This is a genomic window from Lysinibacillus sp. FSL K6-0232, from assembly GCF_038008325.1.
Taxonomy (GTDB): Bacteria; Bacillota; Bacilli; order Bacillales_A; family Planococcaceae; genus Lysinibacillus.
In genome coordinates, this window is the sequence record NZ_JBBOYW010000001.1 from 3,452,009 (window position 1) to 3,465,159 (window position 13,151).

The following is a 13,151-nucleotide window of genomic DNA, read 5'->3' on the forward strand; positions in this document are numbered from 1 at the left end:
ATATCAAGTCATTTAGAGCATCTTTCTGTAGAAAAGACTCTTCCATTAATCGGCGGTAGCAACGTCTGGCAGGTCACAATATCTTATTTTCGAACCATCTCTTAAAAGAAACACACCATCAGAATTTCCGACTTGCTCAATATACCTTTTCACGATGACATCGCAGTACTTTTCATCCAGTTCAATGGTGTAACAAATTCTATCTGTCTGCTCACAGGCAATCAGTGTACTTCCTGAACCTCCAAAGGGATCAAGCACAATACAGTTACTAAGGCTCGAATTCATAATGGGGTATGCCACAAGTGCCACTGGTTTCATGGTTGGGTGGTCGCTATTTTTCTTTGGTTTCTCAAACTCCCAGATGGTGGTCTGCTTGCGGTCTGAATACCAGAGATGCTTGCCTTTCTTTTTCCATCCAAAGAGTACCGGTTCATGTTGCCATTGATAAGGAGAGCGATCGAGAACAAGGGACTGCTTTTTCCATATACAAGTACCAGAAAGATAAAATCCTGCATCGGAGAATGCTCTTCTGAAATTGAGTCCTTCCGTATCAGCATGGAATACATAAATAGAAGCGTCCTTTGCCATCGCTGCTTCGGTGTTTTGAAATGCCGCAAGCAGAAAATCATAGAACGCTTCATTAGCCATATTGTCATTTTTGATTTTTCCAGCAGTGCCTTCATAGTTGACGTTATATGGAGGGTCCGTAACTACCAGATTGGCAGCTTTCCCATCCATCAAGACATCAAAGGTGTCTTTCTTTGTACTGTCTCCACAGACTAATCGATGCTGTCCAAGTAGCCAAACATCCCCTAAATGCGAAACAGCGGGCTTTTTCAGCTCACTGTCTACATCAAAATCATCTTCTTTTATATTATCCTTAAGGGAATCCTTGAAAAGATCGTCCAACTCTCCCGGGTCAAAACCTGTCAAAGACACATCAAAGTCTGAAGCATTTAGGTCCGTGATGAGAAGTGCTAATTTGTCTTTATCCCAATCACCACTAATTTTATTTAGTGCAATGTTCAGCGCCTTCTCCTTTTGCTCATCCATTTCAACTACTACGCATTCTATTTCATCCATGCCCATACTCAGCAGGACTTTCAAGCGTTGATGCCCTCCGATAACTCTGCCTGTGGTCTTATTCCATATTACGGGTTCTACATATCCAAACTCCTCAAGGGAGCGTTTAAGTTTCTCATATTCCGGATCACCTGGTTTTAAATCTTTCCTTGGGTTATATTCAGCGGGGATGAGTTGTTTCGTTTTAATCTTCTCTATCAACATACTTTTCCACCGCCTTTCTAAATTCACTGTATTTATTTACATCCTCCCACGGGAACAGACAACTGTTAAAGTGACCATAAGCCGCGGTGTCAGAGTAAATGACATTTCTAAGACGTAGCTTTTCAATGATGGCCGCGGGTCTTAAGTTGAAAGTCTCCTGGGCAGCAAGAGTTAATATTTCATCAGAAACAGTGCCAGTACCAAGGGTATTTACAGTAAAAGCTACTGGATTTGCCTTACCAATGGCATAGGAAATACTCACTTCACATTTCTTTGCATAACCACACCAAACGATATGCTTGGCAATATAGCGAGCCATGTAAGCACCGCTTCGGTCAACTTTGGTTGGGTCTTTACCACAAAGAGCACCACCTCCATGAGATGTAAGCCCTCCGTAGGTATCGACCATGATTTTTCTACCGGTCAAACCCGTATCAGCAGCGGGACCACCAAGAACAAACTGACCAGATGGATTGACGAGAAGTTCTGTTTCATCATCAAAAGGGAAATCCTCAAAGCATTGCCATAAGACATTGTTAAGAATATCTGTCTTAAGTTCTTCCTGCGTTTTATTCTTATCATGCTGCACAGAAATCACAATCGTCTTTATTCTCACTGGAGTGTCATCCTCATATTCTACTGTTACCTGTGCTTTACCATCGGGAAGAATCCCTTTGATCAGCTTTCCTTTGCGACAATCATCCAGTCTCTTTACTATTCTGTGAGACAGTACAAGAGGGAGAGGAAGCATTTCTCTTGTTTCCTTTGTAGCATAACCATACATAGTTCCCTGGTCTCCGGCACCTATTGAACCGTACTGTTCATTTATTCCATTTCGTGCTTCTAGTGCGGTATTCACACCAGCCGCAATATCTACACTTTGATTATGTACATATATATAAGGTGATTAACTTTTAGACTTACACTCTTTTTCTTCGTTTTCCTGTATACTATTCTTAATAGATATGAAACGGAGAAAAATGATGCGTAAAATTGTCCTAATTCCTGAAGAACAAATTCCTGCTGCTTTAGAAGAATTAAAGCTTGTCATGAAAGAAGAAAACAATCATAAAATGTTCGTTCGCTACCAAGTGATTTATATGTTACTTTCCGGCGAATCGTATGAAAAAATTGTCGACTATACAGGTCTTTCTTTAGCGACGCTGTTCAATTATCGCAAAGCTTATTGTGAAAAAGGGATCGCTGGACTTGGACGTAAAAAACAACCTGGTCGAAAGCGTCATTTAACGGCTGAACAAGAAGCACGAGTCGTCGCGACAATTGTCAACCAAACGCCTAAAGATGCTGGTTTTCCCGTTGAAATGAACTGGACAGCGCCTCTTCTTCGCGATTGGATTGAGCGAACATTTGGTGTGTCTTTTTCTGTACGTGGGACACGTGATTTATTGTACCGTCTTGGTTTAAGTTATACGAAACCAACGTATACATTGGAAAAAGCAGACCCCCTCAAACAAGCAGTTTTCCTTGAAAAATTTGAACAGGCGAAAAAAAACTAATTCATGGTCAAATTGATCGTATTTTATTTGAAGACGAGTCAATGATCCGTGATTACCAAGCGATTTCCAACACGTGGTTTCTTAAAGGTCAACAAAAAATCATTCCAACATATGGCCGACATCAAGGGGTTAAGCTAATTGGTACATTGGATTACGAAACGGGCGATGTATTTTGCGTGCAAGAAGAACAATATACCGCTGTTGAATTCCTAAGTTTTTTAGAAAAAGTCATCGCTCGTTATCCGAATGAACGCATCGTGATGGTATTAGACAATGCGCGCATACACCATGCGAAATTGATTCAACCATTTTTAGAAAAGTATCAAGATTTCTTTGAATTTCTGTTCCTTCCGCCGTACAGTCCCAATTTAAATTTAATCGAAGGACTGTGGAAATGGATGAAGACAACGGTGATCCACAATGTCTTTTACTCAAATGTCGGAAAGATTCAACGTGCTGTCCAAGGCTTTATCCAAATGATTAATCAAACACCTGAAAATACGGTGAATAGGCTGTGCTTGAAACTCTAATTTTCTTTCACCGTATATATATACATAAATCAAAAATTTTAGAGGATTGTATCCCACATCTTTCAGTACAGTTTTTACAATGTCTCTAATGTTCACTTTCTCGCTGCAGGAGATCTCGCCCGCCACGATAATTTTCCCCTTGGTTGCCATTACCTCACAAGCGACACGTGATGCCCTATCTTTACGTAGGCAAGCTTCCAAAATGCTATCTGCTATGATGTCGCATAGTTTGTCAGGATGTCCAGCACATACACTTTCGGCTGTTAAATATCTTTTACTCATTACATCATATCTCCTCATCTTTATTTTCCTCTGCGGGCAGATAGCAGTCGCTCCATCACGTCGTCCTGTGGATTTAAACCTGAATACTCTGTAGCACAATTCTCTCGAACGATTTGATATATCTCCATCCATAGCCTATTTGTCTGACTCATAAAGTTCTGACTCATCGCTACATAGGGACTTTGAATAGCATTGCCGGTGGTTGGGTGCTTGGCTAGAAAGCCAAACTCAGTTACTGCTTCCTCACACTGTATCCATCTGGCCGCACTCATGGCATATCGCTCTAGAAGCTGTGGAAGTACCAAATGGGCACAGCCACGTTCCTCAAGCCATTTCCATGTAATTTCATAGATTTCACTTGCTACTAGGGTTTTCCCATCCTTTTGCACTGCGGAGAGCATGGCCATTGGCTTTGGCATTTCTTGCCCCTTCAGGTCAGCGGTATTTTGGAACTCAACGACTTCAATTTTTCTCTTACCGGGATTTCCCTCTGCAATTTTGTCAGCAAGCGGTTTCTTCTTTTGACCGGAGCCTATACGGGCACCTCCACGATTTGTTCCGTCTTTGGCCATTCACTCACCTCTTTTCATCGATGGGCGCCTATTACCCTGTTTGAAACCGCGAATTTTCACGCGTTGCCCCACGCCCGTTACACAAAGAAAAAGCTGTAGAGATTTGACTCCCCCTACCGGTTTCCCCAACGGTCTCCATCTCTTGCTGTGATAGCAGAGTGGCAAGGAGTACAAAGAGCCATCAGATTACTCCTATCGTGAGTCCCTCCTCTTGCAAGAGGAAGAATGTGATGGACTTCATTTGCTGGGGTCAGCTTTCCTTGTCGATGGCATTCCTCACAAAGAGGATGAGCTGCAATGTAACGGTCACGAATTCTTTTCCAAGCACGACCATAACGCTTACGGGTTGCTGGGTCACGGTCATACTTCTCATACCGTGCAGCTTCCTTCTTGCCATGCTCTTCACAAAAGCGCTTGTCGGTTAGCTCTGGGCAACCAGGGTAAGAGCACGGTCGCTTAGGTTTCTTTGGCATACGGCACCTCCTTTTACCCATAGAAAAAGCCCTCGCAGGAGAAATGCTCCCGTGAAGGCTTCTGTTTATTAATATTCCATACTACCATTATATAACTTTCACTACGGACAAACAGTGTCACCGTATGCCAAACTATGCCAAAGTGTGCCAACTTTTTATAATTATCGCGATTGACTTGTGGAACTCTTGCTTTAAACGTGTGTTAAAATAGAATTGAGAATAATAAATTTATGAAGTTGGTTTTCAACAATCAGGCCAGATTGTGGAGGAAGGATTAGATATTTATTCTAATGAATAAGACTATAAGACAAATGAAGTGTAAAATATGTTTGACATCTCATTTGTCTTTTTTTTATAATTAAGATGTAAAAAACCTTTTACACCTTATTAAATCTAAAGGTGGCTTAGTAAATGGAAAATAGAATTAAGGAGTACAGAGAAAAAAGCAGTCTTTCACAAGGGAAATTAGCAGAATTATGCAATGTAAGTAGACAAACGATTAACGCTATTGAGAACAATAAATATGACCCAAGTTTGCAGTTAGCATTTGATATAGCAAGGACTTTGGGAGTCACTATGGAAGATTTATTTATCTCTGAGAATGGGGGAGGAACGGAATGAATAAAACTAAAAGTATTGTAGCTATTTTAGTCTTTATTGCCTTTCTATCAATTGTAGGGTTTTCCTTATACAAATGGGTTAGTTTTGGAACTATAGATGCAGCTGGTATATTCTTTAGTTTTCTAGCTTTAAGCTATTTTTTTAATTGGCTTAATTGGGGGCATCATGAAGGCGGTGGCGAGAAAGATGAATTAGATAGACATATTGAAACTCAAAGTGCCAAAATAGGTTATTATGTACTGATGATTCTATCTGGTTTAATATTATTTATTTCTGAAGGAACCGGTAATTTCAATAATATTGATAATTATCCACTGGTTATAGTGGTAGGTCTAACATTTGTTACGGTCCCAATTACAGAATTTATTTATTCAAAGAAGTACAAGTAATAATAATGTTTATATTAAACAATCGGGCGCAATTGTTTAAACAAAAAAGGCATTACATGGTAGCAGAAATATGTAATGCCTTTTCATTTTCCGATTATTTTGGAACCTTTAGATGTTGCAAAGCGGATGAATGGAGTCTATGCACGGTTCTCATAGAAACATTAAGGTTGACACAGATTTCTTCCCAGTTAAGAAAGTTAATGTATCGGTAGCGAAGAATCAGCTTCTCATCTACGTTTTCCATCTGGTTAATTGCTTCACGGATATCTGATTTAAGCTTTACTAGCCGTTCAACCTCTTGTTGTATCTGTTGCTCCAAATCTACTATTCTAATCACATACTTTTCAAAGGGTGGGTCAGTACTCTTGGTTCGACTGACTTTCTCATCAAGCACAGGGGATGAAACACTTCTTGATAAATCCCTTAAGTTTTGCAACTCTTCAAGGTCGGAGTTAATCAATTCATTCAAACGGTAAGCCTGTTTTAAGAATTCCTTAGCTGTCATCATCGCACCACCTCCTCTTGTAGTTGTTGAATTAACATGTCAGGGTTTAGAGAGGTGAGGACATTGAACAATTCAGAATGAAAGAAGCACTCAACCTCACGTTTTGTATATAAAGCAGAATCATTGCGAGGGTGTTTTGCTAGTCTTTTCAGTGCAAAACGATAATCTTTAACTGCCTGTAGAATAATGGCATTCGCCAGTTTTTCAAATGCATCCATCATACAGCATCCCTCTCTTTCCCAAGATTTGCTTTGACAGCATTGATAAGGTCGGACTGTGTCTTTTCCTTTTTCTTCAAAGCATTCATAACATCTTCATCAATCGTGCCTTTAGTAATAATGTGATGGATAACCACGGTTTCATTTTGTCCTTGTCTCCAAAGTCTCGCATTGGTTTGCTGATAGAGTTCCAGACTCCAAGTAAGTCCAAACCAGATAAGCGTTGAACCACCACTTTGTAAGTTAAGGCCGTGTCCCGCTGATGCAGGATGGATAACCGCTACAGAAATATCGCCGTTGTTCCAATCCTTAATATCCTTGGAAGTCTTAATTTCTCGTACATTGAATTTTGCCTTAATACGCTCTAAATCGTGATTATACCAATAGGCAATAAGCACAGGTTTTCCGTTAGTACCTTCAATTAAATCCTCAAGAGCATCTAGCTTGCGGTCGTGGATAATATGAGGATTTTTATCATCATCATAGATCGCACCATTTGCCATTTGCAGGAGTTTGCCTGAAAGGACGGCTGCATTCATGGCATCTATTTCTTCATCAGCAAATTCAATAACCATCTCTTCACGAAAGTGATCATATACGGATTGTTCTTTGTCATTTAGATATACTGGTACTTCATTGATCACGCACTCTGGCATTTTCAGAAAATCGACTGATTTCATGGAAATGGTAATATCCGAAATGAGCTGATAAATGGCATCTTCAGCACCTGGCAATGGTTTATATGAAAATACGATTTGCTGATTACGTTTATCCGGTGTAAAAAAGGAATTGCGGTAGTGAGTTATGTATCTGCCGAGTCTTTTACCCATGTCGAGAATACGAAACTCTGCCCACAAATCCATTAACCCATTACTGGATGGTGTACCCGTAAGACCCACGATCCGTTTTGCCCTCGGCCTTACTTTTAGTAAACTTTTAAATCTTTTGGCACCATAGGACTTAAAAGATGATAGCTCATCGATTACCACCATGTCATAATCAAAAGGGATGCCACTTTTATTTACTAACCAGTCAACATTTTCTCTGTTTATAAGATAGACACTTGCAGGTTTTCTAAGAGCCGCCAATCGCTCCTGTTCTGTTCCGATGGCTACTGAAAACTCCAGTCCTTTTAAATGCTCCCACTTATTTATCTCAGCTGGCCAAGTATCCCTTGCTACTCGAAGTGGAGCAATGACCAGAACCTTTCCAATTTCAAAACGATCAAGACATAGGTCAAATATAGCCGTTAGAGTAATGACACTTTTGCCAAGACCCATTTCTAGAAACACCGCAGCAATGGGATGGTCTAGAATGAAGTTCGTTGCATAGGTCTGATATTTATGAGGATTGTATTTCACTCAGTATCCCTCCAATCTGCTGAACATCATCAATGACATAGCAGGTAAAGCCTAACTTCTGTAATTGCCTTATTCTTCTAATCTGTAACGGACGAGGTTTCTTTCCGGGAGCCTTTAATTCTATAAAAGCCATCTTCCCATATGGTAAAAGCACTAGGCGGTCTGGCATTCCATCTAAACCTGGACTAACAAACTTCGCCGCAATGCCTCCCATCTTTTTTACCTCCGCCACCAGTTTCTTTTCGATATATTTTTCAAGCATAAAAACCTCCCACTATAAAAAGCTCGGAACAAGAAAACAACTTTGAACCATTTTTCCTATACGCGCGCGTATGCGTGTATGCACAGGCTACTATTACTTCTTTTTACTATTTATAAATAAATAGGATACTTCTTGTTCCACTTGTTCCGAACCGTTGATTTTCCTTATCGTTACTAGCTTTAGGGAAAGAACCAGTATGGGAACAAGGTAAGGTACAACTTAGCGTTGTTCCTCGACTCGGGAATAAGCTCGTTGCTTTCCGTAGACAGGAAACGTCACAACACCATTCTTGTTCCCAGTGTACTTGTTCCACTCACTGATCTTTCTCATAATGGCACCGATGGCATAGGAATCTGATGGTTTTAGCATTGATGCCTCTTTACCGAAACACTCACACCAAATTTCCATATTGCAAACAAGAATTCTTTTTACTGTTCCAACACGGGTGCCGCCGCCAAATTCGCTACCGCCGAGGAAATTTCTACGCTCGTACAAAGACATTGTGTCCCAATCATCCGGTAAGAGCGTATCCAAGTAGGTACGAACCAGTCCTTCTCGTTCATCTGTTTCCATAGCATCTGCCTGTTCACTGGTTGCCATGGTTACATCATCACCTTCAAGGTAGAGTTTTTCGCCCTTCTCATAAAGAACTAGAGCCTCTGCCCAAATCTGCTGTACTTCCTCTTTGGTCATCTGCCAAGCTTTCTTTCTACTGTTACCGCTAATGCGGACTGGCCAAAATCTGCGGTTACCCGTAATATCCCGAAGAAATCCGCTTTCTGCATTGGTAGAACCCACAATTACGCATTGACGGGGATGGCTTTCGACGTTGACCCCATAACTGGCACGGTACTTATCATCCGCCCTCGAAATAAAGGACTTCACAATCTCCACATCCGTCTTACGCATTCCTGCAAGCTCACCGAGTTCCAACAACCAATATCCCTGAAGTTTTTCAGCCCCAGATTTATCTTTCATGTCCGTGAGAGTTAAACTGTCTGAAAACCAATCTCCGGCAAGCTTGGCAAAGAAAGTTGATTTACCGATGCCTTGAGGACCATTTAAGATAAGAACACTATCAAACTTTGTGCCTGGTCTATAAATACGGGCTACCGCTGCAACCATCGTTTTGCGAATAATTGCCTTTGTGTAGGAATTATCTGTTGCACCGAAATAATCAATGAGTAGATTTTCTACTCGACTAATACCATCCCATTTTGGCAGTGAGTCGAGATACTCCTTAACAGGGTGGTAGGCTCGTTCTGACGCTACAGCTAACACAGCATCTTTGGTCTTGGTAGGAGAATAGACTCCGTATTTACTGCTTAAGTACACCTTAAGAAGCGCGTTATCCGAATCATTCCAACCAGCCTTGATCTGTTCCCAAGGCAGACCACCTTTGGCATCAATCCCATCACGGTGGCAATTGAAAGCGATATGTTGTAATTCCTCATCATGCCGAATAATCAAGACAATGTTGTCTAAAGTGTCTTTTATCCGACCTTGCTTATCCAGTTCCAAACCTGTCTGCCAATCCTCATCACTAAACTCCTCTTCAGCCTGAGCCTGTCTCTCCTTTGCGAACTCAGCTTTTACCGCTTCATCTTTTATAGCAAACTCGCACATTGCCACAAAAGACGGCATCTTTCCAGGAGCTATAGTAGTGGAAGCTCTATCATCTAAAGTACCGAATTTATGAATACGAACGAGATCAAAAGCATTAAGAAGCAGGCCGCTTGCTGGGTCAGTAGCATGGTGGCTGTATGCAAATTTATCATCATAGATAATCACACCCGCACTACTGTCAGCTGGAATATAGTCATAGCGTCCTTCCATAGCAGAGGGTTCATAAACTGCGCCTAAAAATTTATCAATTGCTTCACGAACGGAGTAGGCACGACAGAATGTTCCTACCACACCTTCCTTTAAAAGCGGGTCTGCTTGCTCTTTAAGACTGCGATTAATAACCTCAGACTGCCTGCTTGATACAGGCCAAGTTGATGTATCTCGCCAGTTTTCATATTTTGCAAGATAAATATCCGGGTCAAGTAATACTCCATCCTGCTCTTCATAGACAAATTCACCGTTAGATGAAGTGGATGGCCAATACATTAGGCGATGCGCTTCATATGTCGTATCATCAAAAAGGTCAATACCGATTTCTTTTGCCACCATACGTCCAACGGCTGCGTATTCTTCTTCGCTGATCTCACGAGCAAGTGGAACGATAAGTCTAAGTCTTGGATTTTCCGGTGTGTGCTTATGGGTGGAGTAAACGCAGCATTTGAAATCGAAAAGCATACTGATTTGCTCCCAAATATCGGGCCTACCGTAATCCATATCAAGGGTAAGTAAAGAGCGGCAGAGAACATTGCCCTTCTTTCGCCTTCCTTCTTTTAAATGCCCTCCGACAAAGCCACCGACATCTTTGATATCATCTTGTTGACCTTTTTTAAGTTTTCGATATTCTTCTACCGTTTCTGTAGTACGTTGGGTTGTCTTTACACGGGAACAAAAATCCTCCCAGGAGATATCTTTGTTTTTCCATTTCCTGTCCATCCGGCTATTGCCCACTGCAATTTTCATAAGCTATCAACCTCCTCATGCTCCGGACTAAAATATCTGACTGTTTGTCTGCGTTTCTTGGCTACTTCAATTTCCCTCGCCATACCTTTTGAGATGGTATTGCCCAGCACCCACACCTCGGAGCATTTGCCCATGAGCACGATGTCCATAAATATGGCAAGCTCCCGTTCCTCTGGATTTTCATCATCCATAAACTGTGGAAACATAAGATGGGGAGCAATCGGAATACAGTTTTGGTCTAAGGCAAACCTGCAAAAACTACGAGCCTTTTTAATGTTTCCTTCTACATCACCGGAATAGGGAGAACAGATATATACAAGCGGCTTAAAGGCAGATTTTTTCTCTGCCTTTTCCTTTTTCATTATGTTGGTCAGTGCTTCATGGGGAGTTGGGTCATGGTATCCTTCGTGATTGAATTTGTTGATTCCCATTACACACCCTCCATTTCTATCTGAGGCAAAATACCGTCTGCCTTCATCAGTTCGTAAATGAAGAGTCTGCCTTTTTGAGTCCAATATGTATGGACCTTTGTATGCTGTTCACCGTTACTGCCAAGGTAGCTATGTGTCTTAGTACTGGTGTAGCCTTTTTCCGCATACTTCTGATATAAGAGCCAAATGCCTCCTTGTTTAAATTGGATGCCCTTTTTATTAAGATAGCGGTTCATCCAAATAGCTGACTTACCGTAATCTTTGGCGATTGCTGATGTGGAAATGAGGTCTTTGCAATTTAAAACCACATCGTAATAAGACACTTTCGGTTTCATTTCTGCAATTTGCTGATTCTGAACAGCAACCGTACCTTCAAGCACTTTATTTTGATTCCTTACTTGAGTTAGTTGTTGATTGGCAAACTGTAATGCCCTTGCCATGATCGCCTCAGGGGAATTCCATCGTCTTTCTATTTCAAGAAAGTATTGACGGCATTGTTTTCCTTTTGGAGTACGCTGTATCATACATAGCTCTTTTGCCATATCAATTGTTAACTGATGGTCTATGCTTGGTCTGCCTCCAGTACTTTCGCTCAAAAATGAGCTAAAGTCTGACCCTTCCTCAAATCCGTACTCACACATTCTTGGAAACCAATCTTTATAAGCGGTCTTTACTTCCAAGGCTTCATGTAAATCACGACCGAGTACGGTTGGTCGTTGATTTTCATAATTGATTTTTACTAATTCGTCCATACGAATTACCTCCTGCAATATAGTCAGAGGAAAGTTCCTCTACCTAATAGCCACAGGAGGTAATGATTGTTGAGGATTTTGAAAAAATAAATTATACATCCGGATTTTTGTTCGAAATTTGTGTATGTAAAATAGATTTAAAAGCTGATTCAGTAATTTTCTACTTTTACAAACGGACTAGATTGATGAACAAAAAATGGTAACGTAAACTGTAATAGGCCTATAGGATTTGGAGCTAATAAGAGAAGAGGAAAACAATCATTTTGGTATCATATTTTATCTATGACCTGGATGAGTAAGGTTGGTAGAGCCTCGAGGAGAATCAATTAAAATAAAAAATACAGAGCGAGAAATTCTCACTCTGTATTTTTTATTTTACATCATTCACTTATTGCTTTTACTTGATGTTATTTTACGAGTGGCTAAAGCTATGATTCCACCAACTGCAATAAATACAATGTCCAAAACGATTTCAAACCCTTGAAACGCATCAATATAATTTACTAAAAACCAACTTTTTCCCCCATTAGTCAAATGATTGATTAATCCGCCTATTCCCTGAATAATAAAAAGTAGACTGAGACCACTGATAATTTCTTTCATGATGAACACCTCTTTAATATTTTTTCTAATTTAATATGCCTCTAAGACCGATATTAAAAAAAACTGCACCTATGACTCCTGTCGCTACCAAGAGTGAAGAGATTGGAGCTTCATTTAATTTTGACCTGATTTTAATAAGAAATTGTTGCAATCTTTCTTTAAATATAATATTAACCCCTAACAGTAATAGAGAAGGAAGCACCATTACTAGATTGTATCCAATTATTATTAAGATAGCAGGTGTAGTCTCAATTGTTTGATGATTCATTAAAAAGATTGAATAAAAGTAAGGCAATGCCGTTACAAATTCAATTAGGAAAACAATGATTCCTAGTATAATCATCCCTTTAATTGTTGTATTTTTGGGGATAAATGAAATTAAACGTTTTTTTGTAGTCTCTTTTGGTTTACTGAAGCTTATTAGAACAAGAACTGCTCCAAGTAGGATATAAAACCAATTGATAAAGTCAAACTGAGACAATTGTTCTATTCTCTTCAATAATGAATTTCCACCAAAGTAGAGTAATAAACCCGTGATGAAATAGCCTAACTGCGTGATGAATAAAAACACAAATAAACGAGAAGATAACTGATTCGGTTGTGTCAGTAATAAATAGGCTGTTACAGTCAGTACACCGGGACTTAAAATATCAATTAAAGCACACAAAGAAATAATCATTAATGCTGAAGAAATGTCTAATGATGAAGAAGGCATCAATGCTTCAATAGTTTCGATCAAACAAACTAGTCCTCCTTTAAATG

At 40.1% G+C, this 13,151-nt stretch carries 17 protein-coding genes; 3 read left to right on the forward strand and 14 right to left on the reverse strand.

Annotated features, from left to right (window positions below):
• Nucleotides 1–45 precede the first annotated feature (45 nt).
• Together MHB42_RS16985 and metK are read right to left on the reverse strand one after the other, a co-directional pair.
• Nucleotides 46–1,287, reverse strand: a complete 1,242-nt coding sequence (locus MHB42_RS16985; protein ID WP_340807647.1) for a site-specific DNA-methyltransferase — start codon at nt 1,285–1,287, stop codon at nt 46–48.
• Nucleotides 1,268–2,146, reverse strand: a complete 879-nt coding sequence (gene metK, locus MHB42_RS16990; RefSeq protein WP_340807648.1) for a methionine adenosyltransferase — start codon at nt 2,144–2,146, stop codon at nt 1,268–1,270. The genes MHB42_RS16985 and metK overlap by 20 nt, the downstream gene beginning before the upstream one ends.
• Nucleotides 2,147–2,270: 124 nt before the next feature.
• On the opposite strand from metK, the gene MHB42_RS16995 reads away from it, so the two are divergent.
• Nucleotides 2,271–3,334 (forward strand): IS630 family transposase gene (locus tag MHB42_RS16995; RefSeq protein ID WP_340808510.1). Its coding sequence is split into 2 segments (ribosomal slippage): nt 2,271–2,792 and nt 2,795–3,334, totalling 1,062 coding nucleotides; the frame shifts between segments, so codons are not numbered across the junction.
• On the opposite strand, the gene MHB42_RS17000 is transcribed toward MHB42_RS16995, so the two are convergent.
• The 3 genes from MHB42_RS17000 to MHB42_RS17010 form a co-directional block, all read right to left on the reverse strand.
• The gene (locus MHB42_RS17000; RefSeq protein WP_340807650.1) at nt 3,236–3,748 is read right to left on the reverse strand and encodes an S-adenosylmethionine synthetase N-terminal domain-containing protein; all 513 of its coding nucleotides are present in this window, start codon (nt 3,746–3,748) and stop codon (nt 3,236–3,238) included. The genes MHB42_RS16995 and MHB42_RS17000 overlap by 99 nt on opposite strands.
• Nucleotides 3,637–4,188 (reverse strand): P27 family phage terminase small subunit, encoded by a 552-nt coding sequence (locus MHB42_RS17005; protein ID WP_326172803.1) that lies wholly within the window; start codon nt 4,186–4,188, stop codon nt 3,637–3,639. The genes MHB42_RS17000 and MHB42_RS17005 overlap by 112 nt, the downstream gene beginning before the upstream one ends.
• Nucleotides 4,189–4,301: 113 nt before the next feature.
• Nucleotides 4,302–4,682: an HNH endonuclease gene (locus MHB42_RS17010; protein WP_445299983.1), complete on the reverse strand. Its 381-nt coding sequence runs from the start codon at nt 4,680–4,682 to the stop codon at nt 4,302–4,304.
• A gap of 390 nt (nt 4,683–5,072) precedes the next feature.
• On the opposite strand from MHB42_RS17010, the gene MHB42_RS17015 reads away from it, so the two are divergent.
• Nucleotides 5,073–5,282, forward strand: coding sequence for a helix-turn-helix transcriptional regulator (locus tag MHB42_RS17015; protein WP_340807652.1), 210 nt, complete (start codon nt 5,073–5,075; stop codon nt 5,280–5,282).
• On the forward strand, nt 5,279–5,671 hold the full coding sequence (locus MHB42_RS17020; RefSeq protein WP_340807654.1) for a hypothetical protein: 393 nt from the start codon (nt 5,279–5,281) through the stop codon (nt 5,669–5,671). The genes MHB42_RS17015 and MHB42_RS17020 overlap by 4 nt, the downstream gene beginning before the upstream one ends.
• A gap of 94 nt (nt 5,672–5,765) precedes the next feature.
• On the opposite strand, the gene MHB42_RS17025 is transcribed toward MHB42_RS17020, so the two are convergent.
• From MHB42_RS17025 to MHB42_RS17065, 9 genes are all read right to left on the reverse strand, one after another.
• On the reverse strand, nt 5,766–6,179 hold the full coding sequence (locus MHB42_RS17025) for a DUF1492 domain-containing protein (RefSeq protein ID WP_340807655.1): 414 nt from the start codon (nt 6,177–6,179) through the stop codon (nt 5,766–5,768).
• Complete coding sequence (locus tag MHB42_RS17030) at nt 6,176–6,397, reverse strand: hypothetical protein (protein WP_264371224.1); 222 nt, start codon at nt 6,395–6,397, stop codon at nt 6,176–6,178. Before MHB42_RS17030 ends, MHB42_RS17025 begins: the two co-directional genes overlap by 4 nt.
• Entirely contained in the window at nt 6,394–7,755 is a 1,362-nt protein-coding gene (locus MHB42_RS17035; RefSeq protein ID WP_340807657.1) for a DEAD/DEAH box helicase, read from the reverse strand. The genes MHB42_RS17030 and MHB42_RS17035 overlap by 4 nt, the downstream gene beginning before the upstream one ends.
• Complete coding sequence (locus MHB42_RS17040; protein ID WP_340807659.1) at nt 7,736–8,017, reverse strand: VRR-NUC domain-containing protein; 282 nt, start codon at nt 8,015–8,017, stop codon at nt 7,736–7,738. The genes MHB42_RS17035 and MHB42_RS17040 overlap by 20 nt, the downstream gene beginning before the upstream one ends.
• Nucleotides 8,018–8,236: 219 nt before the next feature.
• Nucleotides 8,237–10,603 (reverse strand): virulence-associated E family protein, encoded by a 2,367-nt coding sequence (locus MHB42_RS17045; protein WP_340807660.1) that lies wholly within the window; start codon nt 10,601–10,603, stop codon nt 8,237–8,239.
• A complete protein-coding gene (locus tag MHB42_RS17050; RefSeq protein WP_340807661.1) occupies nt 10,600–11,034 on the reverse strand; it encodes a DUF7768 domain-containing protein in 435 nt (144 codons plus the stop codon). Before MHB42_RS17050 ends, MHB42_RS17045 begins: the two co-directional genes overlap by 4 nt.
• Nucleotides 11,034–11,786 carry a phage antirepressor KilAC domain-containing protein gene (locus tag MHB42_RS17055; RefSeq protein WP_124763829.1) on the reverse strand — a complete coding sequence of 251 codons (753 nt, stop codon included), beginning with the start codon at nt 11,784–11,786 and terminating at the stop codon, nt 11,034–11,036. The genes MHB42_RS17050 and MHB42_RS17055 overlap by 1 nt, the downstream gene beginning before the upstream one ends.
• Before the next feature lie 384 nt (nt 11,787–12,170).
• Nucleotides 12,171–12,389 (reverse strand): hypothetical protein, encoded by a 219-nt coding sequence (locus tag MHB42_RS17060; protein WP_000658732.1) that lies wholly within the window; start codon nt 12,387–12,389, stop codon nt 12,171–12,173.
• A 25-nt stretch (nt 12,390–12,414) separates the two neighbouring features.
• Nucleotides 12,415–13,128 carry a GAP family protein gene (locus MHB42_RS17065; RefSeq protein ID WP_015926217.1) on the reverse strand — a complete coding sequence of 238 codons (714 nt, stop codon included), beginning with the start codon at nt 13,126–13,128 and terminating at the stop codon, nt 12,415–12,417.
• Between the last annotated feature and the right edge of the window lie 23 nt (nt 13,129–13,151).

Coding starts and splice junctions, on each gene's coding strand:
- MHB42_RS17050 (WP_340807661.1), bottom strand. CDS start 11,034: ATGGGAATCAACAAATTCAATCACGAAGGATACCATGACCCAACTCCC.
- MHB42_RS17040 (WP_340807659.1), bottom strand. CDS start 8,017: ATGCTTGAAAAATATATCGAAAAGAAACTGGTGGCGGAGGTAAAAAAG.
- MHB42_RS17025 (WP_340807655.1), bottom strand. CDS start 6,179: ATGATGACAGCTAAGGAATTCTTAAAACAGGCTTACCGTTTGAATGAA.
- MHB42_RS17055 (WP_124763829.1), bottom strand. CDS start 11,786: ATGGACGAATTAGTAAAAATCAATTATGAAAATCAACGACCAACCGTA.
- MHB42_RS17010 (WP_445299983.1), bottom strand. CDS start 4,682: ATGGGTAAAAGGAGGTGCCGTATGCCAAAGAAACCTAAGCGACCGTGC.
- MHB42_RS17030 (WP_264371224.1), bottom strand. CDS start 6,397: ATGATGGATGCATTTGAAAAACTGGCGAATGCCATTATTCTACAGGCA.
- MHB42_RS16985 (WP_340807647.1), bottom strand. CDS start 1,287: ATGTTGATAGAGAAGATTAAAACGAAACAACTCATCCCCGCTGAATAT.
- MHB42_RS17045 (WP_340807660.1), bottom strand. CDS start 10,603: ATGAAAATTGCAGTGGGCAATAGCCGGATGGACAGGAAATGGAAAAAC.
- MHB42_RS17020 (WP_340807654.1), top strand. CDS start 5,279: ATGAATAAAACTAAAAGTATTGTAGCTATTTTAGTCTTTATTGCCTTT.
- MHB42_RS17000 (WP_340807650.1), bottom strand. CDS start 3,748: ATGGATGGAGATATATCAAATCGTTCGAGAGAATTGTGCTACAGAGTA.
- MHB42_RS17060 (WP_000658732.1), bottom strand. CDS start 12,389: ATGAAAGAAATTATCAGTGGTCTCAGTCTACTTTTTATTATTCAGGGA.
- MHB42_RS17015 (WP_340807652.1), top strand. CDS start 5,073: ATGGAAAATAGAATTAAGGAGTACAGAGAAAAAAGCAGTCTTTCACAA.
- MHB42_RS17005 (WP_326172803.1), bottom strand. CDS start 4,188: ATGGCCAAAGACGGAACAAATCGTGGAGGTGCCCGTATAGGCTCCGGT.